The organism is Streptomyces nymphaeiformis (genome assembly GCF_014203895.1).
In the GTDB taxonomy this organism is placed as follows: Bacteria; Actinomycetota; Actinomycetes; order Streptomycetales; family Streptomycetaceae; genus Streptomyces; species Streptomyces nymphaeiformis.
This window is the reverse complement of record NZ_JACHJY010000001.1, coordinates 692,963-712,328: the sequence shown is the minus strand read 5'-3', so window position 1 is coordinate 712,328 and position 19,366 is coordinate 692,963. Positions and strand designations below refer to the sequence as shown.

Genomic DNA, 19,366 nt, shown 5'->3' with positions numbered 1-19,366 from the left:
ATGTAACTTTGGCGACAGTATGCGACTCTATGTAGTCAGCGATGCACTGTAGGGGGACCTTAGTGGGGGAAGAGCTGCTGCCCCGGAGCCACAAGGACAAGGCTGTGAGGGCTGCCTTGGAAGAGATCCTGGGTGGCGGGGGCTGGAGCCTGCGGAAGGGCGGCCACTGGGGCCTCCTCACCTGTGACGTCGGATGTCATCGGATCTCGATCAGTGGGACACCCCGAGTCGCGGAGCGACACGCGCGTGACGTGCTTCGGGAGGCTCGCACCTGCCCGCTGCCGGATGGCGACCCGAGGTCCAAGAAGCGTGCGACCTGAAGGGTAGGTGGCTTCCCGCTTGACGGGACCCGCTGCGGGTACCGTACTGTTGACGTGTGTCAACAGGTTGCATCGGAAGCTAGCTGGGGGAGCAACGATGAAGACCTACAGCTTGAGGTTTGAGGTACAGGACGTCTCTGACGTTGCACGAGTCGAAGAACTCTTTTACAACCACTTTGATGGGTTGGTAGCTGAGTCCTTCGGGCGCCTTCTCCTCACCGTCTACATGGACGGTCACGAGAACGGCCCCATGGCCGCTAAGTGTGCTGCGACAGAGCTTGAGAAGCTGCTCGGCGTTACCGTAGCCCGACTCGATAGGGACTTGGTAGACGCTGCGGAGATTGCCCGCAGGTGCGACAGGAGCCGCGAGAGCGTTCGGCAGCTGATTGAAGGGACGCGGCGTAAGGGGACACCTTTTCCCACGCCGGCCGGAGCGCCCAATGGGAAGCGCATCTGGGAATGGTCGGTGGTGAACGAGTGGCTTCGCGAAAACGTTCCTGAGTCTGCGGAGCCTGAATTCGGATTGTCCCGGGATGAGATGACGCTCGTTGACGGTTGGCTCCTGCGGTGGCGTTCTCTGCCGTGGGAGCAGCACGTAGGGATGGAATTCCGCGAGATTACTGCAACGCTCAGAAACGAGTCTGTGCAGACTAGGTCTCCCCGAATTAACCAAGCCTGGGTCAAGTCATGGAACGTCACTAGTCGAGTCATCAGGGAGCCGGCTGCTGCTGCGGCTCCGGAATGTGGTGAATAGATGGCGTTTCTGATTCCTCGCGCCGAAGAACAGAGGCAACTAGCCGCTCCGGTAAACGCTTACGCGGAGCTGCTGGATGTTCGCATCTTCTTGCTACATGGAGAGGCCCTGAAGGTTGACGTAACGTCCGACCTTCAGGAAATCGAGACTTTGCAGACCAATATGGGGATCGGGCGAGATGGTTCTCATATTACGTACCAGTTTGAGCATGTACTGACGGCGCAAGACGTGGATGGTACAGATGCGCTGAAGGTTCAAGTTAACCTCGGTGTGCTCTTCGGGTTCCCTGGCGAGGATGACCCCAACGGTGCGGTTTCCGAAGAGAGCCTTGTCGCATTCGGTTACACGACGGCCCAGCTTGCTGCACATCCTTATCTCAGGTCAGCAGTAGCCGATGTGACTTCAAAGCTGGGATTTCCGCAGGTAACGCTGGGCCTGCTTAAGTCGTAATTCGCGTTGTGGCGAGGATGAAGCAGTATTTCTTAGCACCTGATGTCCCCATGTCGAAGGCCCCGAACCGTAGTCGGTTCGGGGCCTTCGACATGGGGACCCGGCAGGATCCGAACCGACGACCCTCGCTTTACAAGTTCGCTCCGAGTCTGCTCCGGCGGCTGATGTCGGCGGATGCGACGGCTGGACAGGGATGCCGGCGTATGCGCCCGTCCAGCGTTGTTGATGTCAGCTGTGGATGTCAGGCACGCCGAGGCACAATGCTGACCGCGCGGTAGTCGTATCCGTCCTGTTTGAAGCCCGGAGCCTCCCACTTGAGGTCCACCTGTTGCCCGGGCGACAGGGTGCGGAAGCCGGGCGCCTGAATGTCGGAGTAGTGGCCGAAGCAGCCCCCGGGGGTCTCGGGGGAGTCGAGCACACCCCACCCCTCCTCGTCGCTCCACTCGCGGACAGTCGCAGTCACCATGGGCGGCATGCTACGGGCTTCGCATGCGCCGACGCACTTGGTATCTCAGCTCGGAAGCTCAGGTTTCTTGGTAGCGGTTGCTGTGCTGACCTGCGCCGGGAGTGTCTGATCCTCGGTCGGCGACGGTCAGCCACGACGGCGGGTGCGCCGACCGATCACGCACGCGTATGCCTCGTCGCACCCACCGGCCTCAGTCACGCCGCCATGCCGTCGACCAGAGCACGCCGCGCCGGCGGAAGCGTGACGTTGAGACCTTGAGTGAGGACCTCTTCGTCCCGAAGCAACTCAAGTGAGGGCGCTCCCCTGGACTGTTGCGCCTCTCACCTGCACTGATGGTCCGCAGACGTTCGCGCTCGTCCGCCGTTGTTCGTCGGCGTTGTCACGCAATTAGACACTCACCCCGGGTGCGCCCCGGGTGCTGAAAGGCTGCCCTGATCAGCTCCGAGACACCAGCTCGATCGTCACGGGTGCCGCTGATTCAAGGTCGATCGTGTCTCCGTCGTCCTCGGAAAGAGCCTCATCCGGGTAGTCGGCAGGCACGACGACCAGCATCGTGTGAGGGCGGGGAAGCCAGCCGACATCCTGCGGAGGGTCGTAGCGTCCGATATCGATGATCCGCACCAGCGTCTCGGGTATGCCTACAAGGCAACTGTCACCGACGCGCAAGTTCCATGGCTCAGGATCAGTCTTGAACAGGCTCATGGTCCAGTCTGAAGAGTCGGGCGACATCCCGAAGGCCCTCTGCCCGTTCCACTTGAACTGAGACTGCTGATCGATCTCGGCCCATGGCCACTCAACCGATGCGTGAAAGCGGGACACCTCGACCACTCGGCCTTCCGCCGGCGGGCAGCTGACTCGTAGAACGTCGCCCACCTGGAACTCGTGATGTGGTGCGTCTGTGCCCATGGCTGCCCCTGTTGTTGCTCGCTCCGAGAGCTGCACCGTACCGACCGCCTCAGCTGAAACCCGCCCCGGCTCCCATCCCGTCTGCCGTCGACCCACACACCGTGGAGCAGGCGCGGTGCCGGGCGTCCAGGTGGAGCGCGCCACTGTACGAACGACCTGGACGCCCGGTGCCGTGTCTGCTCGGCTTTGCCTGGGTCGATGGCAGACGGGATGGGAGCTCCCCACCGCAACAACCCACGACCGGCCCCCGCCCGCGGAGCCCCCGCCATCCCGGAGTCGGAGCGCCCCCGCCGGAGGCATCATCTTTGACCCGCGGCTGTCCTGCTACGCCGCGCTTCGCGTAGTCCGCCAAGTTGTCCGCTCTGGTATGTGATGGGTTCTCGACTGCCCGCCGCACGTGGCGCGTCGCCGGGCGGGGCCGCCGCTGGCGAAGACAGTGGCGGCGGTCCCGCCGTAAAGGCGGCGCGCTCCCGCGCCGTGCGCGGGTCTTGATGAAGTAGAGAAAGTCTTACCGCACTGGCCTCAGAGGGCGATCGGCTTGTAGGCCATGGCCCTGTCGACCACCTTCTCGGGAGTCAGCTCGGGGTCTGAGTCCCAGAAGATGTAGTCGCTGATGTGCGGGCAGGCCAGGCCTCGTTTGAGGGCTGCCAGTATCTCGGAGGACTCGTCCTCGGGGGCCTCTGCGTTCATGAGGCGCTGGATGAGGAGAATCGCTTCCTCCCGAGTCATCTGATCAGTTGGCGGCCGTCGTGGCTTCGGACGTGGGGGCCTTTTTCGTCCAGGGCGTCCAGGAGGCGGATCGCGTAGACCTCCGCCATGCGCTCCTCGACCTCGGCCGGCGTCAGCCAATCGACCGCGGTGGACTCATCTGAGGTTCGCTCGGTGCCGCCTGAGGGCTTGCAGCGGAAGACCAAGGCGACGATGCCGCGGGTGGTGTTCTTGTAGACGCCCGTCAGTTCGTCCACCTCGACGTGGATGCCCGTCTCCTCCAGGACCTCGCGGGCTACGCCCGCCTCTGGCGCCTCGGTGAGTTCGAGCACTCCGCCCGGGAGCTCCCACGTGCCGTTGTCCGCTCGGCGGATGGCCAGGAGGCGGCCGTCTTCGCGCACTACCGCTCCGGCCACGGACACCGAGTGGAGTGGCGTTGACTTTGTTCCCGCGCTCCCGTTACTCATGTACAGGAGCATAGGAGAGTGGGTAGGACCGTGGGAACTCCAGTAGGAGCCGGCAGAGCCGTACCTCGGTACGTGCAGATCGCCGACGAGATCGTTCAGCAGATCCGGTCCGGCGTGCTGAAGGCCGGTGACATGGTGCCCAGCGAGTCCGAGCTCGTCGAGCGGTACGGGGTCGCCGGCGGGACCATCCGTAAGGCCATGGTGGAGGTACGGGCCAGCGGGCTCGTCGAGACCCGGCACGGCAAGGGCTCGATCGTGAAGGATCGGCCTCCCGTACGGCTCCGGTCTTCGGATCGGTTCCGCGCTTCTCACCGGCGAGGCGGTAAGGCTGCCTACCTCGCCGAGTCCGAGCAGTCCGGCGCCACGGCCAAGGTGAGCGTCCTCTACATCGGGCCCATGGAGGCATCGGCGGACATCGCCGAACGGCTCGGCGTCGACGCGGGGACGCAGGTGCTTGCCCGGCGTCGGCTGTACTTCCGGAACGGGACACCCGTCGAGACCGCCTCGTCGTACCTGCCGTGGGACGTCGTGAAGGACATCCCCGAGCTGTTCGCCGAGAACCCGGGCCCCGGTGGCATCTACGCCCGGCTCGAAGACCACGGCCACACCTTCGCCGAGTTCGTGGAGACCCTTCAGGCTCGGCCGGCCGCTAAGGCTGAGGCGTCTGAGCTCGCTCTCAGTCCTGGGGCTCCTGTGGTGCACCTGCTACGCGATGCCGTGACGAAGAAGGGGCGGGTCGTGGAGGTCTGCGACACCCTCATGGCCGCTGACCAGTTCGTCTTCCAGTACCGGATCCCCGCGACCGACTGACGCACGCTCAACTTCCCTCAGCCCGCTGCGGTTTCCTTCCGCGGCGGGTTGACTCATGTACAGGAGTGGTGCACTCTTCTTCATGTCACTCCTATACAGGAGTGAATGAGCCCAACCTCTATATAGGAGTGATCCACTGTGCGTCAGATCCCCGTCGACACCTCCGCCGCGATGGTGATGGTGGCCCAGCCCCCGGCCCCGAAGATCGCCAACCGCCAGACCGGCGAGATCGCCACCGACCGGGACACCGGTGCGCCACTGATGACGGTCGACGTCATGTTCGTCATGGACGGCAACGCCGAGATCCTCAACCTGACCGTGCCCAAGACCGGCATCTCCGAGGAGCTGTCCATGGGTACCCCGGTCGCCCTGACCGGCGTCGTCGCCCGGCCGTGGGAGAACGAGTTCAACGGCCAGAAGCGCCACGGCATCAGCTTCCGCGCCGTCGCCGTCACCTCGCTCGCCGCCGCGAAGGTCGGCTGACCCATGACCGCCTTAACGGTCACCCTCGCCCTGGTCGCCTCGGTCGCGCTGCTGCTGCGGTGGCTGCGTCCGGCCTGGTACTGGATGAGCTTCGGCGTCGTCATCGCCGTGGTGCGGATCCTCGCCCGGTACGCGTCGGTCATGGACGCGTGTGGGCTGACCGTCCCGCCCTCGCGCTGGCGCCTGGCGCTGGCCCGGATGACCGGCCGGCCCATCCCCGAGTCGCGAGCGCCCCGGATTCTGCGGCTACGGCCGACGCGTACCGGGCTCGTACTGCGGGTGAAGCTGCGGCCCGGTCAGGACGCGTTCGACTTCTCCGCTGCCTCGGACCGGCTCCGGCACTCGTTCGTCATGCGGAACGTCACGGCTCGGGAGGTCCGCTCGGGTGTGGTCGAGCTGCGGATGACCGGGTACGACGTTCTCAAGCGGGTGCAGATGCCCGCGGCTGCCCGTGGTGGGGTCATGTGCGTTCCGGTCGCCATGCGGGAGGACGGGGAGGTCTACTACCGCGACTACCGCCAGACCCCGCACGCGCTGAACGTCGGTGCCACCCAGTCCGGGAAGTCTGTCTATCAGCGCAACCTCGTCGCCGCGCTCGCCACGCTGGATGTCGCCCTCGTCGGGATCGACTGCAAGCAGGGAGTCGAACTCGCCCCGCTCGCCCGACGGTTCACCGCCTTGGCCGACAACCCTGATGCAGCTGCCGACCTCCTCGACGCCCTCGTCGAGCACATGGAGGGCGTCTATCAACTGATCCGACGCGAACAGAGATTGAGTGCAGACCTGCCGGATGCGGAGATCACCGCCGATATCTGGGACCTGCCCGATCACCTGCGGCCGACGCCGATCGTGCTCCTGGTCGATGAGGTCGCCGAACTCGCCCTCTTTGCCACGAAGGAGGAGGAGAAGCGGCGGGATCAGATCATCACCTCCCTCGTCCGGCTCGCCCAGCTCGGCCGGGCCGCCGGCATCTACCTGGAGATCTGCGGGCAGCGCTTCGGCTCCGAGCTCGGCAAGGGCATCACCATGCTCCGTGCCCAGCTCACCGGCCGGACCGCTCACCGCGTCAACGACGAGACCTCCGCCAACATGGCCTTCGGCGACATCGCCCCCGATGCCGTGCTCGCCACGGTCCAGATCCGCACTGACCGGCCCGGCACTGCTGTCGCCGGTGACTCCTCCGGTGGGTGGGTCCGCATCCGGACTCCCCACCTCACGCTCCGGCGGGCCGTGAACATCGCGAACTCCCACGCCCACCGCACGCCCGAGATCCCCGCGCTGGACGCCTTCCGGCCCGTCCTTCCGCCTCTGGGTAAAGCCGCGGCGCCCTCGACCGTCACGGCTCCTGCGATCGCCTGAATCCCCTCGCTCGACGGCGGCGTGACCGCTTCACGCCAGGTCCCTACCCCGTCCATGCCCGAAACCGGAAGGAGGACCCTCCGATGCGTCCCATCCGCCGACCGGACGCCGTCCTCGTACAAGCCGTGATCGCCGGCGCCCTGTCCTTCGCTCACCTCCACGACCTGGCTGCGGCTGCCGGACAGTCCGGTTGGAAGGCCTGGGCCTACCCCGTCTCCGTGGATCTTCTGCTCGTCGCCGCCTGGCACCGGCTGCGGACCTCGCGAGCTGCCGGTGAGCCTGCCCACTCGGCCTGGACGTGGTTCATGGTCGCCCTGGCCGCGTCGCTCGGTGCGAACGTCGCCACCGCCGGTCTCCTCGACCTCGGCCATGTTCCCGCCTGGCTGCGCATCCTCGTCGCGGGCTGGCCCGCCCTCGCGTTCCTCGGTGGGACCCTTCTTGTCCACTCCCCCGGGCATCCGGCGGTCGCCCAGCCTGCCAAACCCGACAGGGACACCGAGCAGCCCTCGGCCGTGGAAGCGGTCGTCGAGCGGGATGACGTGGTCGAGCCGGAGCCCGAGATCGCCGCCGCCCCGGCCCTCCCCTCTCCAAAGCCGGCGTCGGTCCCGGAACCCGCACCTGAGCCCGCCCCCGTGGCCGTACCGCCGGCACTCGTCGCTCACGCCCGGAAAGTCGCCGACGACTACCGCGCCCGCACCGGCTACCCGATCGACGCCGACACCCTGCGCGCCCGCCTCGGCGTCCCGCCCCTGATGGCCCACGCCATCGCCGCCCAACTCGCCTGAAAGGAGAACTCGATGCCCGCCCGCGATCACTTCCACTCCGTGATGCGGATTGGACCGGTGCAGATCGGCACCCACCGCGACCGCCATGGCCGCACCAAGTACGCCGCCGTCTGCACCGCCGACCGCTGCGGCTGGTCCGCCGACTACTCCAGCTCCTCCGCCGCCCAGCTCGCCGCCCGCACCCACCGCTGCCAGCCCCGCTGACCCGAAGGAGAACCGCGTCATGGACGTCCCGCTCTGGCTCGCCCTGATCGTCGTCGGCGGCCTCGGCATCAAGCTCATCCGTCCGCCCTGGTGGCTCGTCGCCGTGATCCTCCTCGGCGGCTACCTCCTCGCCGACAGCGTCCTCGCCCCGCTCATCGACAACACGATCAGCAAGTAGGGAGAACCGTTATGTTCCAGCCGCGCATCCCGGTCAACCCGCTCCCGACCGGCCTCGTCGCTCCGCTCATCCAGCCGACCGCCGCCGACATCACGCCCCGCCACACGGCCGATATGGCGGTCTGCAGCCACCACCACGCCCCGGCCCCTGTTCCGGTCCCGGCGCCGTCCTCGACTCTGCGCCTCACACCGGCTGGCCTGGCGGTCGTGGTCGCTGGCGGCGCCGGAGCCGTCCTGGTCGTCGGCACGGTCTTGGTCTCCATGCTCCTCGCCGTCGCCGTCACCGCCGTCTCGGTCGCCGTGTGCGCCGTCGTCCTGCGCTCGCTCCTCAACGGCCAGCAGCGGCGCCGCTAGTCGGGCCTCCGGGCGGCTCAACCGCCAAGTCTCCGCCGCCCGGAAGCCCCGCTCCTACCCAGCTCTCAGAACTAGAAGGAAGCACTCCATGATGACCGTCCCAGCCGCCTCGGCGGCGGGGTTCGACGCCGTCACCCTGGGCGACATGCTCCGGGTGGCCGGGTCCCCCGGCTTCGACCGCTGGAAGGAGCAGATCCACCGCACCGGCGGCTGCTCCCACCCCATCCACCTCACCGGCTGGACTCTCACCCGGGACAAGACCACCGGCGAGACCCTCCACCGCTACTCCACCGACACCGAACCGGGCGCCCGGCTCCGCATCGCCTGCGGCAACCGCCGGGCCTCCCGCTGCCCCGCCTGCGCGTGGACGTACGCGGGCGACACGTACCACCTCATCCGCGCCGGCCTCGCCGGAGACAGCGCCCGGGACATCCCCGCCGCCGTCCGCGATCACCCCCGCGTCTTCCTCACCCTCACCGCCCCGTCCTTCGGGCCGGTCCACAACCGCCCCGGCACCCGGCCCTGTCGCTGCGGGGTCCGCCACGCCGAGAACGACGCCGCCCTCGGCACGCCGCTCGACCCCGAGTCGTACGACTACGCCGCCGCCGTCCTCTTCAACAACCACGCCGGGCAGCTCTGGCAGCGGTTCACGACTCGACTCCGTCGGGAGGTCGCCGCCGTAGCCGGCCTCTCGCAGAGGGATCTGAAGGAGGTCGCCCGGATCTCGTACGGGAAGGTCGCCGAGTTCCAGAAGCGGGGCGCCGTCCACTTCCACGCCGTTGTCCGCATCGACGGCCCCGACGGTCCCGACTCCCCTCCGCCGTCATGGGCGACCACCGAACGCCTCGCCGACGCCATCCGCGCCGCCGCCATCCACGCGTACACAACCGTCGCCGTCCCCGCCGCCGGCGATCAGCCGTTACGCCGCCTCCGCTGGGGCACCCAGCTCGACATCCGGCCTGTCAGAGCCTTCGGCAACGGCTCCGACATCACCGAACAGGCCGTCGCCTCCTACATTGCCAAGTACGCCACCAAGGCCGCCGAGACCACCGGCAGCCTCGACCGTCGCATCGGCAACCGTGAGGCCCTGGTCCTCCTCGGCGTCCCCGACCACACCCGTCGTCTCGTCGAAGCCTGCTTCGACCTCGACCCGCTCTACCCCGACCGCCGGCTCCTCGCCTGGGCCCACATGCTCGGCTTCCGCGGTCACTTCTCCACCAAGTCCCGGCAGTACTCGACCACCCTCACCGAACTCCGTGAGACCCGGGCCGAGTACCGCGCCGCTCAGGAACGGACCGCTCGCGGCCTGGATGACATCGCCCCGGACACCGTCCTCGTCCTCACCTCCTGGGCCTACGCCGGTCAGGGCCACTCCCCCGGTGAGGCCGCCCTCGCCGCATCCATCGCCCGGGACATCCAGATCAACCGCGAGACCGCCCGTGAAGCCCTACGCGACCAACTCGCCCTGGAAGGAGTCGCAGCATGACCACCGCCACCGCTGAGCTGCTGACCGTGCCGGAGGTCATGGCACGACTCAAGCTCGGTCGCTCCACCGTCTACGACCTCATCCGATCCCGCCGTCTGGTCTCCCTCACCATCGGCCGGTCGCGCCGCGTTCCCGCCGACGCCGTCCGGGACTTCATCGACAACCAGATCGAGGAGGCTGCCTGATGGGCGCCCAGCGCAAGCGCAATCCCAACGGAGCCGGCACCATCACCCAGCGGTCCGACGGCCGCTATCAGGCCGCCGTCTACGTCCTCCAGCCCGACGGCACGCGGGCCCGCAAGTTCGCGTACGGCAAGACCTGGGCCGAGTGCGACGCCAAGCGCCGCGCGCTCCTCGACAAGGTCGACAACGGCATTCCCGTCCCGACCCGTTCGATGAAGCTCTCCGAGTGGCTGCCGTACTGGCTCGACAACATCGTCAAGCCTCGCCGCAAGAAGACCACCGCCGCCAAGTACGAGGTGCACGTCCGGCTCTACCTCGTCCCGCTGATCGGCTCCAAGCGGCTGGAGTCCCTGAGCGTGGCCGACGTCCGCCGCTTCCTCGTCCAGGTGGAGAAGAAGACCAGCGCTGCCACGGCCAAGGAGTCGCACCGCGTGCTGCGCACCGCCCTCACCGCGGCCTGCCGTGAGGAGCTGGTGACCCGGAACGTCGCCACGCTCGTCGAGCCGCCGACCGTCGCCGCCCGGGAGCTCTCCCCCTGGTCGCTCGACGAGACGCTCGACTTCCTCGCCGCCGGCCGGAAGGACCCGCTGTACGCCGCCTTCGTGCTCGCGATCGCCCTCGGCTTCCGCCGCGGTGAGGTCGTCGGCCTCCGCTGGGAGAACGTCGACCTCGACAAGCGGGAGATCCGAGTCAGGACTCAGCGTCAGCGGGTCGCCGGGGAGGTGTACGAGGACGATCCCAAGGGACGCCGGCGCAAGCAGACGCTTCCGCTCCCCGCGATCTGCGTCGCGCCGCTTCGGTGGCAGCGCCTCAAGCAGGCCGCTGCCCGCGAGCGTGCTGGGGAGAACTGGACCGAAACCGGGTACGTCTTCACCACTCGCACCGGCCAGCCCATCGAGCCGCGCAACCTCTACCGCTCGTTCACCCGCGTCGCGAAGAACGCCGACCTCCGCGTCGTCCGGCTTCACGACGCCCGGCACGGTACGGCGACGCTCCTCACCGCCGTCGGCGTTCCGCCCCGCGTCGTGATGGAGATCCTCGGGCACAGCCAGATCGCCGTGACCATGAACGTCTACACCCACGTCGTCCAGGACACACAGCGTGAGGCCGTGAGCCACATGGATCGGCTGCTCAGGAGCCGTCCCCGGGCTTAGGTCCTTCAAGTGCAGTTCGCCAGCTCGACTGATCGGCTGCCCAGCGGAGGACGGCATCACGGACTGCTGTCTGGGAAGTCGACCGCGCCCCCTCGCGCTCAGCTGCCGTACCCGCTTGGTCAACCACCTTGTAGGTGTCGTCCTCATCGAGCAGGACTTGGATGTACCAGTCGCCCTCATCGTGGCCAGTCAGCCGCTGGAGAAGCAGGTGCTCCCTATGCCGCAGCTCGGCAAGCATCGCCTCGATGGTGGGGGCGTCGGGGTCACGGACCAGCCGTCCGCTGGTGGCCAGCGCGACAAGCTTGAGCGGTCCGAGTCCCTCCTTCTGATGCCTGTCCCGGAGCCACTCCTTCTCCTGGCCGGTCAGGAGAGGTGGCGGTACAGGGGGTCCGTCAGGGTTGTAGACGGCTATGGGATCTTCCGGATCGGACCACGAGCCCACCGTCCACAGGCGGTACGTGTGGACACCGCCCCCGGCCAGCGGCACCGCGAGGGTTTCCGGCGCGGGAGGGCCAGGAATGCAGCGGCCCACGTCCTCCCCGTACGGACCTCCGTGGAAGATGGCGTGCATCCAGCCTTTCGGCGGTCTCCCGGTCGTGTCGAAAACGTCCTCCACCGTTCCCCCTTCGACGGCACCGCAGCCCGCGCTCCCCGGGGACCAGGGCCCCGGTGACCATGGACGTTGATGTCAGATGTAGATGTCAAAGGCCCCCAGTCAAGATCGACTGGGGGCCTTTGCACTGGTGGGCGCGGACGGTTTCGAACCGCCGACATCTGCTTTGTAAGAGCAGCGCTCTACCCCTGAGCTACGCACCCGTGGAGGAGGCAACAGCCTACATGGCCGGTGGGTGGGTGCCGCAAATGGATGGGGGTCCGGGGGGGTAGCCCCACCCCCGGGGCGGTGGGTCGCCGGATCGTGGTGGGGGGTGGTGGGGTTCTAGGTTCGGGGGGATCTTAGGTGTCGCTTCTGGGGGTTTCGTCGTCATGGCCGTACGCCGCACGTCCCGTGCGCTGCTCGTTTCCTGTGTCGTCGTGCTCGCACTCGCGGGGTGTGCGGCCGAGCCCGAGGATGCGCCGGTGGAGCGGAAGACGTTCGCGTTCGGTGGGGACGCGCTCACCGTCGACTCGGACGACTCGCGGCTTGTGATCACGCCCGCCGATGTCGACGGCGTGCGGGTGGAGCGGCAGGTCGACGGGTGGGTGTTCATGGGGTCCGGGCCCGAGGCCAGCTGGAAGCTGGTCGACGGGCGGCTCACCCTGCGGGTGGACTGCGATGCCGTCGCGGCCAGCTGTTCGGCCGTGCACCGGATCCAGGTGCCCCGCGGGGTCGCCGTCACCGTCGACGACGACAACGGGGACGTGACCGCCGAGGGGTTCACCACGCCTCTCAAGGTGCGCTCCGACAACGGGGACGTGCGGGTGCGGAACATCAGTGGGGTGCTCGATCTCGGGAGCGAGAACGGGGATGTGGATGTCGAGGGGTCCGTGACCTCGGCCGAGGTCTCCGTGCGGGGCAGCAACGGGGACGTCGACATCGCCCTCGGTGCCGTTCCCCGCAAGGTCGACGTCGTCACCGACAACGGGGACGTCACCGTGGCCCTGCCGAAGGCCGAGTACACCGCCTCCGCCGACAGTGGGAACGGTGACGTACGTGTCGATGTACCGCGTCGTGACGGCAGTGGGCACGTCGTGAGTCTTCGCAGCGACAACGGGGATGTCGTCGTTCGTACGGTGAACTGATACGGCCGTGTGTTCGTCATTACCGGGTGGGAGAATGAAGCCTGACCGGGCACGGCGGACACAGCACGGGGAGCAGTAGGTGGCGGAGAGCGACGCTAGGGGCACATCGGCGCCCAGGGGTTCCTCCGCGTTCCGGCTGGCGCTCGCGTTGCCCCTGCTCGTGGGCGCACTCCTTCCGCAGGCTTTCGCGGGCGGCGGGACCCGCCGCTGGTTCGGTGGGCGCGGGGAGGGGCAGCGGGCCGAGGCCCAGGCCGCCAAGGACGCCGCCGCGGCCTCCTTCTACGAGCTCGACACCGCCCAGCGCGGGCTCCGCATCTCCATCGAGACGATCACCGCCGTGGACAGCTCCCCCGAGGCGCGTCGCGCCGTCGACGGGTTCGAGGCGCTCGGGCGGCGGATCGACGAGGTCAGTCATGTGTACATCGGTGCCGTCGATGCGCATGATCTCGACCGGGACGAGTTGGATGCCGCCACCGCCTCGCGCGCCCGCTCCGAGTTGACCCGGGCCAAGGAGGAGCTCGATCGCGTCAAGGGCGAGTTGGATCGGTTCGAGGAAGGTCTCGCTCCGCTCCTCGGGCGCGCCGAGACCCAGCTCGCCCGGCTCGCGCCCGCCGTCGAGCGGGCCCGGCAGGCGCTGCGGGGCGCGAGCGGTGCCCTGGATGCCGTACGGGAGCGTGGGCTGCGCGCCGATGACCTCGCCGCTCGGCTCGCCGCGCTCGGGCCCGAGCTGACCCGCCTCAACGAGGGCGCGGGGCGCCACGGCGTCGCCGAGACGCTCCAGCGCGCCGACCGGGTGCTGCGGGACGCCGAGGCCGTACGGGCCGAGGCCGGGCGACTGCCCGAGCGGGCCGCCGAGATCGACAAGCGCCTCGTGTCGCTGCGTACCCGTGCCGAGGCCCTCACCACCCGCGCCGGAGGCGTCGAGCCCGTCCTCTCCGAGCTGCGCCGGCGGTACTCCGCCGCCTGCTGGCAGGACCTCCAGCACGTGCCCGAGCAGGCCGTCGCGAGCCTCCGGCAGGCCGGGGAGCGGCTCGCCGAGGCCGGGAACGCACGGGCCGAGCAGCGCTGGCCCGACGCGACCTCGCTGCTCTCCACGGCCCGCGCGCTCCTCGACTCGACCGACGAGGCCGTCTCCGCCGCCGGGGACCGGCTGCGCCGCCTGGACGCCGTCGCGAAGGACCCCACGGCGGAGATCGACCGCACGCGGTTCGCGGTACGGGACGCCCAGCGGCTCGCGATGGCCGGGCGGAACACGCCCGACCCGCGCCACGCCCGGCCCCTGGACGAGGCCGTCGGCCGGCTCGACCGGGCCATCGGCTCCCTTGAGGGCCGCCACCCGGACTACTGGCACTTCCTGACCGAGCTGGAGGCCGTCCGCGCCTCGGCCGCCCATGTCGTCGGCCTCATCCGGGAGGAGCGGGGCGCCGGGCACTGAGGGCGGTCGGCCCGGGCGGTTCCCGCGGCCGGTCGGCTCCGCGCCGCCCCTGCTCCCCCGCTCTCCCCGCCGCTAGCCTGTTCCCATGCCTCGTTACGAATACCGCTGCCGCACCTGTGGTGACACCTTCGAGCTCAGCCGTCCCATGGCCGAGTCCTCCGCTCCCGCCTCCTGCCCCGCCGGGCACGACGACACCGTGAAGCTGCTGTCGGCCGTCGCCGTCGGCGGAAGCAACTCCGCCGCCCCCGCGCAAGGCGGTGGCGGCGGTGGTTGCTGCGGTGGGGGCTGCTGCGGCTAGGAAGCTGCCGCCGCCCTGAAGCGGCGCAGGATCTCCTCCCCCGCCGCCACCCCTCGCTCCGCGAGGACGTCGAGGTGGGGTGCCGTCCAGTCGCTGTCGGCGAGCTCGCCGTGGCCCGGGCGCCAGGCCCGGTCCGCGGCGAGCAACAGGTCGGCGTCGAGGAGGGAGTCCCCGGCCGCCAGGGTGAGCGTCGCGCCCGTGCGGCGGGCGACCTCGCGGACGGCCGCGCTCTTGGTGAGCGGCTTCGGTACGGCGTACACCTTGCGGCCCTGGAGCGACACGGTCCAGCCGCGCTCGCCCGCCCAGCCGCCGAAGCGGTCCAGCCAGTCCTCGGGGAGCCGCTCCCGCTCGACGACGAGGTACGCGAAGAGGTCCTCCGCCACCCGGTGCTTGCGCACCCAGGACAGGTCCGTCGTGGCGGTGAGGTAGGCGCGGATCTCGGAGAGCGGGGCGCACTCGTCGCCCAGCCTGCGCAGCACGGACTCGTGCCAGTCGCGGTCGGAGACGCCGTCCACGAGGATGTGCCCGCCGTTGGCGCAGATCGCGTACGCCGGTGCGGTGCCCGGGAGCTGGATGCGCTGGTACTGCTTGCGCGTCCGCGTCGTCGTGGGGACGAAGACGGTCTCGGCGGTCAGCCGCGCCAGGAGTTCGGCCGCGTCCTCGGTCATGTACGAGAGCGGCTTGGACTCGTGGACCTCGACGCACAGCAGCCGGGGCGCCTGGGCGTCCGGCATGCCGAGGGCGAGGGCCGCGGTCGAGTAGATGAGGGTGCGGTCGAGGTCGCTCGCGACCAGGGTCTTGCCCCTGGACGTGCTCGTGGACGTGCTCGTGCTCGTGGACGTACTCACTGGGACACCACCGCCTTTCCGTCCGCGCCTGTCGCGCCTCTCGTGTACTGGGGGTGGATCAGTCCCACGCAGCTGTACGGGAGTTCGTCGACGACCTCGACCGGTACGCCGCGCTGCTCCGCGAGCAGCCGGACGTGCGCGAGGTCGGCCTCGGCGCCCCGCTTGGCGAGGATCTTCCAGGGGACGCGGCGGAGCAGGACGCGGGTGGTCTCGCCGACGCCCGGCTTGACCAGGTTGACGTCGTGGATGCCGTACTCCTCGCTGATCCGCTCGACGGCCGCCCAGCCCTCCCAGGTGGGGGTGCGGTCGGCGGCCAGGAGCTCCTTGACGTCCGTGTCGACGCTCGCCGCGACCTCGTCGAAGCGGGCCGCGACCGCGTCGAGGAAGGCCACGGAGACGTCGGCCTCGGCCAGTTCGCGGTAGAACTTGGCGCCGTGGAAGTCGTTCGGTCCGACGAGGTCGGAGCGGAGGACCGTACGCGATATCAGTCCGGAGACCGTGGAGTTGAGGCACGCGGAGGGGATGAGGAAGTCCTCGCGGGTGCCGTACGTGCGGACGCAGGAGCCGGGGTCGGCGAGGACCGCGATCTCCGGGTCGAAGCCCTCGAACTCCTTGATCGCCTCCGCGAGTTCGCGGGTGATGGCGCCCTTGCCGGTCCAGCCGTCGACGAACACGACGTCGGCCGGGTCGTGGTGGGCGGCGAGCCAGCGCAGCGCGTTGGCGTCGATGCCGCGGCCGCGCACGATGGAGACGGCGTAGTGCGGGAGGTCGAGGCCGTGGCGGGCCTGCGCCCAGCGGCGCATGAGGACGCCGACCGGGGTGCCGGCCCGCGCGAGGGAGACCAGGACCGGGCGGGCGGAGCGCTCGGCGAGGACGGTCTCCGTGACCGTGCCGACGGCGCGCGCCATCCGGGCGGCGGAGCTCTCCAGAGCGGCCTGGAAGAGCTCCTGGTAGCGCTCGCTGGGCTGGTACTCGACGGGGAGCGACTCGGCGTAGTGCGCGCCGCCGCTCTGGATGGCCTCCTCCCGTTCCTCGGTGGGGGCCTCGAGTTCGACGTCCGAGAGGTCCTGGAGCAGCCAGCCGACCTCTTCGGGTGCGTACGAGGAGAAGGCGGGGCCGCGGAGGGGCTCGGGCAGCATGGAGCTCCTTTCGGGAGCTTCGGTGACGGAGTCCGTGGGGGTGACCGTGGGGGTGACCGTGGGCGTGTAGGACGGGATCACCGCGAGCACGACGCGCGGGATGTGCGCGGCGAGCTGGGCGAGCAGGCCGTCCTGGGCGTGCAGGGCCGGGGTGTCGGCGGCGGAGTCGACGACGAGGACGACGGCGTCGAAGCCCGCGCCCGCGACGTTGTACGCGTAGCGCTCGCCGGGTCCGTCGGCGGGGTCGTCGTGGGCGGGGAAGGCGAGCCGGGTGCGGATGGCGTAGCCGGGGTCGTCGACGGCGAGGACGGGCGAGCGGGTGGTGGTGGAGTAGCGGACGTCGTGACCGGCGTCCTCCAGGGCGGTGCCGAGGCGCAGCGGCGCGTACATCAGCTCCTCGAAGCCGAGGACGAGGATCCGGGGCCGGGGCCGGAGCCCTGCAGGCGGCGTGGCGGGACGGTCCGGGGCCTGCTCGGGCTGCTCGGCCTGCTGGGCCCCGCCCCGCTCGGCAGGACGGGCCGAGGCCTGGCCGGCCTGCTCGGCGCGGCGGTTCAGGGGCTGCTCGGGCTGCTGGGCCCCGCCCTGCGCGGCAGGACGCTGCAGGCCCTGCTCGGCCCCGCCCTGCGCGGCAGGACGCTGCAGGCCCTGCTCGGCCCCGCCCTGCGCGGCCCCGCCCCGCGCCGCGGTCGTTTCCTCGGTCTGTCCCTGGGCGTCGGGCCGGCCCCCCAGCGCCTCCGCCAGTCTCCCCGCCATCCCCGGCAGGGCCTCCTCCAGGTGGTCCCGGTGGTCGGGCGTGAAGCCGTGGCGGCCGCCGTCGGGGAGTCCTGCGGGCCAGTCGAGTTCCACCCGTACGGGTGCCTCCCGCGGTGCGCGGGGGTGCGGCACCGGGGTCGCGCGCTCGTGTTCCGCCACCAGGGCCTGGCCCTTCTCCAGGACGCCGTCCGGGAGGCGGACCGTGCCGGCGGCGCCGGCGATCAGGTCGACGCGGGCGCCGATCTCCGTCGCGAAGGCGTCCAGGCGGCCGAGGTCGGCGGCGGAGCGCATGTCGACGAGGGCCACGACGACGTACCGGTCGCGCGGGTAGCGCTCGTGCAGGGCGCGGATGGTGTTGAGGACCGTGTTGCCCGTCGAGAACTCGTCGTCGACGAGGACGAGCGGCCCGTCGCCCGCGAGGAGCTTGGGGTCCTCGGGCAGCAGGAGGTGCGAGGTGGCGTGGGAGTGGGACTCCTCGAAGCCGCCGGCGCGGGCGACGCCGGCCACCGGACGGCGGGTGGAGTGGAGGTACGGGGCGAGGCCGAGGCCGTCGGCGACGGCGTGTCCGAGGGCGGTGGCGGTCTCCGCGTAGCCGAGGACGACGGACCGGGCGGCCTCCTCGTCGCCGAGGAGCTCGCGGACGCGCCGGCCGAGCGCGAGGCCGGAGCCGTACACGACGGCCGGGCGCTGCGGCACGTGCTTGCCGAGCACGCTGGATACCAGCAGGTGCGCCCGCTTGGGGTTGCGGCGCAGTGCGAGGCCCAACAGGGCCGGCAGCTCCTCGTCGCCGATCAGTTCGACGCCCAGTCGCTCCGCGACCCACGTTCCGGTCCACACCACGTCGTCGACGTCCCTTCGTCAGCCGGCCAGGCCGGCGGTGAGCAGATCCACGAAGCCGACGTCCTCCTTGGCGACGCCGAAGACCTCGGCGCGCAGGAGGATGCGCTCGGCCCACGCGCGATGCGGCTTCACCTCGTTCATCTTGTTCGTGTAGGCGGAGCGGAGGACTCCGCCGCCGTCCCGCTCGGGCCGCAGGATGTCCTGGGCGTCGCTCCACTCCTCGTGGCTGACGACGGAGAGTGCGTGCACCGGCACCACGTGGGTGGGGTGGATGCAGGTCTTGCCGAGCAGGCCGTTGGCCCGGTCGAGTTCGATCTCGCGGAGCAGGCCGTCGAGGTCGTGCTCGATGAGGGCGGTGCGCAGGTCCTCGGCGCGGCCTTCGAGGAAGGGGCTGCGGCGCAGCTGCGGCTTGAACATGCGCTCGCCCTGCCGGAAGTACTCCCAGACGGGTCCGGTGACGGTGAAGCCGGTGCCGTCGGAGCGGCCGAGGACGTTGACGACGTCGGCGATGACGTTCGCGACGATCTTGATGTCGTACGCGGTCATGTCGGGCGAGCGGCGCAGCCCGTAGGCGGAGCAGAAGTCCGTGACGCCGAGGCGGAGGGCGAGGACGCGGTCGCGGTGCTTGTCGGTGATCGAGGCGATCCCGGCGAGGGTCTCGGCCCGGGTCTCCAGGTGGAGGAGCTCGGGGGACTCGAGGACGGGCATGGCGAAGAGGCGCCTGCCGCTCGTCCGCTCGGCCTGGGTGAGCGCTTCGAGGAAGGCGCGGCCGCGGGTCTCGGTGAACTTGGGGAGTACGAATCCGGACAGCAGGGCGACGGTCGCACCGAGGCGGTCGACGAGGTCGGTGATCTGGCGCGGTTCGCGGACCCGGATGAAGAGCAGGGGCAGGTCCGTGGCGGTGTCGGCGTCCGTCACGGTCCCGGCGGCGAGGTCGGCGAAGGTCTGGACGAGATTGGCCTCGCCCGCCCCGACCTCGGCGTCGCTGATGGAATCCTCCAGGCAGAGCACCATGGAGACCACTCCGCGCCGGGCCTGCTTGCGTACGGCGTCGGCCAGCCGGGGGCGGGTGGCGGGGCTGTAGAGCGTGGCGCCCAGGGCCACGGCGAGCGTGCCGGCGGGCGAGTCGGCCGTGAACTCGGCCGGCTCCCGGTGGAACAGCCTGGCCTGTACGGCGGCCGGGATGTGCCCGAAATGACGCATGTGAGTCCCCCGTCTGCCTCTCCGGCCCTGATGACATGTGGCCGG

Annotated in this window: 23 protein-coding genes and 1 tRNA gene; 15 read left to right on the top strand and 9 right to left on the bottom strand. The window is 69.8% G+C overall.

All coding sequences use genetic code 11. The features are described from left to right. Positions 1–417 precede the first annotated feature (417 nt). Complete coding sequence (locus tag GGE06_RS03150; protein ID WP_184929972.1) at positions 418–1,074, top strand: hypothetical protein; 657 nt, start codon at positions 418–420, stop codon at positions 1,072–1,074. Next, entirely contained in the window at positions 1,075–1,524 is a 450-nt protein-coding gene (locus GGE06_RS03145; protein ID WP_184929971.1) for a hypothetical protein, read from the top strand. It abuts the gene before it with no gap. A gap of 241 nt (positions 1,525–1,765) precedes the next feature. On the opposite strand, the gene GGE06_RS03140 is transcribed toward GGE06_RS03145, so the two are convergent. From GGE06_RS03140 to GGE06_RS03125, 4 genes are all read right to left on the bottom strand, one after another. After that, the gene (locus tag GGE06_RS03140; RefSeq protein ID WP_184929970.1) at positions 1,766–1,990 is read right to left on the bottom strand and encodes a cold-shock protein; all 225 of its coding nucleotides are present in this window, start codon (positions 1,988–1,990) and stop codon (positions 1,766–1,768) included. 435 nt (positions 1,991–2,425) lie between these two features. Continuing rightward, the gene (locus tag GGE06_RS03135) at positions 2,426–2,896 is read right to left on the bottom strand and encodes a hypothetical protein (protein WP_184929969.1); all 471 of its coding nucleotides are present in this window, start codon (positions 2,894–2,896) and stop codon (positions 2,426–2,428) included. Between the two features lie 522 nt (positions 2,897–3,418). Continuing rightward, positions 3,419–3,586 (bottom strand): e9imm peptide, encoded by a 168-nt coding sequence (locus tag GGE06_RS03130; protein WP_246532295.1) that lies wholly within the window; start codon positions 3,584–3,586, stop codon positions 3,419–3,421. 35 nt (positions 3,587–3,621) lie between these two features. Then, positions 3,622–4,083 carry an NUDIX hydrolase gene (locus tag GGE06_RS03125; protein ID WP_184929967.1) on the bottom strand — a complete coding sequence of 154 codons (462 nt, stop codon included), beginning with the start codon at positions 4,081–4,083 and terminating at the stop codon, positions 3,622–3,624. 60 nt (positions 4,084–4,143) lie between these two features. On the opposite strand from GGE06_RS03125, the gene GGE06_RS03120 reads away from it, so the two are divergent. The 10 genes from GGE06_RS03120 to GGE06_RS03075 all read left to right on the top strand — a co-directional run bounded on the left by GGE06_RS03120 (position 4,144) and on the right by GGE06_RS03075 (position 11,065). Beyond that, positions 4,144–4,881 carry a GntR family transcriptional regulator gene (locus GGE06_RS03120; protein WP_184929966.1) on the top strand — a complete coding sequence of 246 codons (738 nt, stop codon included), beginning with the start codon at positions 4,144–4,146 and terminating at the stop codon, positions 4,879–4,881. Positions 4,882–5,019: 138 nt separating this feature from the next. Next, on the top strand, positions 5,020–5,364 hold the full coding sequence (locus tag GGE06_RS03115) for an SCO3933 family regulatory protein (RefSeq protein ID WP_030688073.1): 345 nt from the start codon (positions 5,020–5,022) through the stop codon (positions 5,362–5,364). Positions 5,365–5,367: 3 nt separating this feature from the next. Beyond that, positions 5,368–6,723, top strand: coding sequence for an FtsK/SpoIIIE domain-containing protein (locus GGE06_RS03110; RefSeq protein ID WP_184929965.1), 1,356 nt, complete (start codon positions 5,368–5,370; stop codon positions 6,721–6,723). A gap of 83 nt (positions 6,724–6,806) precedes the next feature. Beyond that, positions 6,807–7,508, top strand: a complete 702-nt coding sequence (locus GGE06_RS03105) for a DUF2637 domain-containing protein (protein ID WP_184929964.1) — start codon at positions 6,807–6,809, stop codon at positions 7,506–7,508. A gap of 12 nt (positions 7,509–7,520) precedes the next feature. Then, entirely contained in the window at positions 7,521–7,712 is a 192-nt protein-coding gene (locus GGE06_RS03100; protein WP_184929963.1) for a mobile element transfer protein, read from the top strand. A 19-nt stretch (positions 7,713–7,731) separates the two neighbouring features. After that, a complete protein-coding gene (locus GGE06_RS03095; RefSeq protein WP_184929962.1) occupies positions 7,732–7,890 on the top strand; it encodes a hypothetical protein in 159 nt (52 codons plus the stop codon). An 11-nt stretch (positions 7,891–7,901) separates the two neighbouring features. Further along, positions 7,902–8,243: a SpdD-like protein gene (locus GGE06_RS03090; protein ID WP_184929961.1), complete on the top strand. Its 342-nt coding sequence runs from the start codon at positions 7,902–7,904 to the stop codon at positions 8,241–8,243. Between the two features lie 88 nt (positions 8,244–8,331). Further along, entirely contained in the window at positions 8,332–9,729 is a 1,398-nt protein-coding gene (gene repSA / locus GGE06_RS03085) for a replication initiator protein RepSA (RefSeq protein WP_184929960.1), read from the top strand. Beyond that, on the top strand, positions 9,726–9,914 hold the full coding sequence (locus GGE06_RS03080) for a helix-turn-helix domain-containing protein (RefSeq protein ID WP_184929959.1): 189 nt from the start codon (positions 9,726–9,728) through the stop codon (positions 9,912–9,914). The genes repSA and GGE06_RS03080 overlap by 4 nt, the downstream gene beginning before the upstream one ends. After that, positions 9,914–11,065, top strand: a complete 1,152-nt coding sequence (locus tag GGE06_RS03075; RefSeq protein WP_184929958.1) for a site-specific integrase — start codon at positions 9,914–9,916, stop codon at positions 11,063–11,065. The genes GGE06_RS03080 and GGE06_RS03075 overlap by 1 nt, the downstream gene beginning before the upstream one ends. Here the strand turns inward: GGE06_RS03075 and GGE06_RS03070 are convergent. Continuing rightward, a complete protein-coding gene (locus tag GGE06_RS03070; RefSeq protein WP_184929957.1) occupies positions 11,043–11,681 on the bottom strand; it encodes a hypothetical protein in 639 nt (212 codons plus the stop codon). The genes GGE06_RS03075 and GGE06_RS03070 overlap by 23 nt on opposite strands. Before the next feature lie 125 nt (positions 11,682–11,806). After that, positions 11,807–11,881: transfer RNA gene (locus GGE06_RS03065), tRNA-Val, on the bottom strand. A gap of 261 nt (positions 11,882–12,142) precedes the next feature. Here GGE06_RS03065 and GGE06_RS03060 point away from each other — a divergent pair. The 3 genes from GGE06_RS03060 (at position 12,143) to GGE06_RS03050 (ending at position 14,538) form a co-directional block, all read left to right on the top strand. Continuing rightward, the gene (locus tag GGE06_RS03060; protein ID WP_312883016.1) at positions 12,143–12,805 is read left to right on the top strand and encodes a DUF4097 family beta strand repeat-containing protein; all 663 of its coding nucleotides are present in this window, start codon (positions 12,143–12,145) and stop codon (positions 12,803–12,805) included. A gap of 79 nt (positions 12,806–12,884) precedes the next feature. Beyond that, positions 12,885–14,240 (top strand): ATP-binding protein, encoded by a 1,356-nt coding sequence (locus GGE06_RS03055; RefSeq protein WP_376773493.1) that lies wholly within the window; start codon positions 12,885–12,887, stop codon positions 14,238–14,240. A gap of 85 nt (positions 14,241–14,325) precedes the next feature. Next, a complete protein-coding gene (locus tag GGE06_RS03050) occupies positions 14,326–14,538 on the top strand; it encodes an FmdB family zinc ribbon protein (protein WP_184929955.1) in 213 nt (70 codons plus the stop codon). Here the strand turns inward: GGE06_RS03050 and GGE06_RS03045 are convergent. From GGE06_RS03045 to GGE06_RS03035, 3 genes are read right to left on the bottom strand one after another with little or no spacing between them, the layout of a single operon-like run. Next, complete coding sequence (locus GGE06_RS03045; protein ID WP_312883015.1) at positions 14,535–15,386, bottom strand: HAD family hydrolase; 852 nt, start codon at positions 15,384–15,386, stop codon at positions 14,535–14,537. The two genes, GGE06_RS03050 and GGE06_RS03045, sit on opposite strands and share 4 nt — an antisense overlap. Beyond that, positions 15,383–18,118 (bottom strand): phosphoribosyltransferase, encoded by a 2,736-nt coding sequence (locus GGE06_RS03040; RefSeq protein ID WP_184929954.1) that lies wholly within the window; start codon positions 18,116–18,118, stop codon positions 15,383–15,385. Before GGE06_RS03040 ends, GGE06_RS03045 begins: the two co-directional genes overlap by 4 nt. 18 nt (positions 18,119–18,136) lie before the next feature. Beyond that, positions 18,137–19,321, bottom strand: coding sequence for an HpcH/HpaI aldolase/citrate lyase family protein (locus tag GGE06_RS03035; protein WP_184929953.1), 1,185 nt, complete (start codon positions 19,319–19,321; stop codon positions 18,137–18,139). Positions 19,322–19,366 lie beyond the last annotated feature (45 nt).

Excerpts from the sequence above, each read along its gene's own strand:
- GGE06_RS03130 (WP_246532295.1), bottom strand. The coding sequence starts at position 3,586 with ATGAACGCAGAGGCCCCCGAGGACGAGTCCTCCGAGATACTGGCAGCC.
- GGE06_RS03135 (WP_184929969.1), bottom strand. The coding sequence starts at position 2,896 with ATGGGCACAGACGCACCACATCACGAGTTCCAGGTGGGCGACGTTCTA.
- GGE06_RS03105 (WP_184929964.1), top strand. The coding sequence starts at position 6,807 with ATGCGTCCCATCCGCCGACCGGACGCCGTCCTCGTACAAGCCGTGATC.
- GGE06_RS03150 (WP_184929972.1), top strand. The coding sequence starts at position 418 with ATGAAGACCTACAGCTTGAGGTTTGAGGTACAGGACGTCTCTGACGTT.
- GGE06_RS03145 (WP_184929971.1), top strand. The coding sequence starts at position 1,075 with ATGGCGTTTCTGATTCCTCGCGCCGAAGAACAGAGGCAACTAGCCGCT.
- GGE06_RS03035 (WP_184929953.1), bottom strand. The coding sequence starts at position 19,321 with ATGCGTCATTTCGGGCACATCCCGGCCGCCGTACAGGCCAGGCTGTTC.
- GGE06_RS03050 (WP_184929955.1), top strand. The coding sequence starts at position 14,326 with ATGCCTCGTTACGAATACCGCTGCCGCACCTGTGGTGACACCTTCGAG.
- GGE06_RS03090 (WP_184929961.1), top strand. The coding sequence starts at position 7,902 with ATGTTCCAGCCGCGCATCCCGGTCAACCCGCTCCCGACCGGCCTCGTC.
- GGE06_RS03140 (WP_184929970.1), bottom strand. The coding sequence starts at position 1,990 with ATGGTGACTGCGACTGTCCGCGAGTGGAGCGACGAGGAGGGGTGGGGT.
- GGE06_RS03110 (WP_184929965.1), top strand. The coding sequence starts at position 5,368 with ATGACCGCCTTAACGGTCACCCTCGCCCTGGTCGCCTCGGTCGCGCTG.
- GGE06_RS03095 (WP_184929962.1), top strand. The coding sequence starts at position 7,732 with ATGGACGTCCCGCTCTGGCTCGCCCTGATCGTCGTCGGCGGCCTCGGC.
- GGE06_RS03100 (WP_184929963.1), top strand. The coding sequence starts at position 7,521 with ATGCCCGCCCGCGATCACTTCCACTCCGTGATGCGGATTGGACCGGTG.
- GGE06_RS03075 (WP_184929958.1), top strand. The coding sequence starts at position 9,914 with ATGGGCGCCCAGCGCAAGCGCAATCCCAACGGAGCCGGCACCATCACC.
- GGE06_RS03080 (WP_184929959.1), top strand. The coding sequence starts at position 9,726 with ATGACCACCGCCACCGCTGAGCTGCTGACCGTGCCGGAGGTCATGGCA.
- repSA (WP_184929960.1), top strand. The coding sequence starts at position 8,332 with ATGATGACCGTCCCAGCCGCCTCGGCGGCGGGGTTCGACGCCGTCACC.
- GGE06_RS03125 (WP_184929967.1), bottom strand. The coding sequence starts at position 4,083 with ATGCTCCTGTACATGAGTAACGGGAGCGCGGGAACAAAGTCAACGCCA.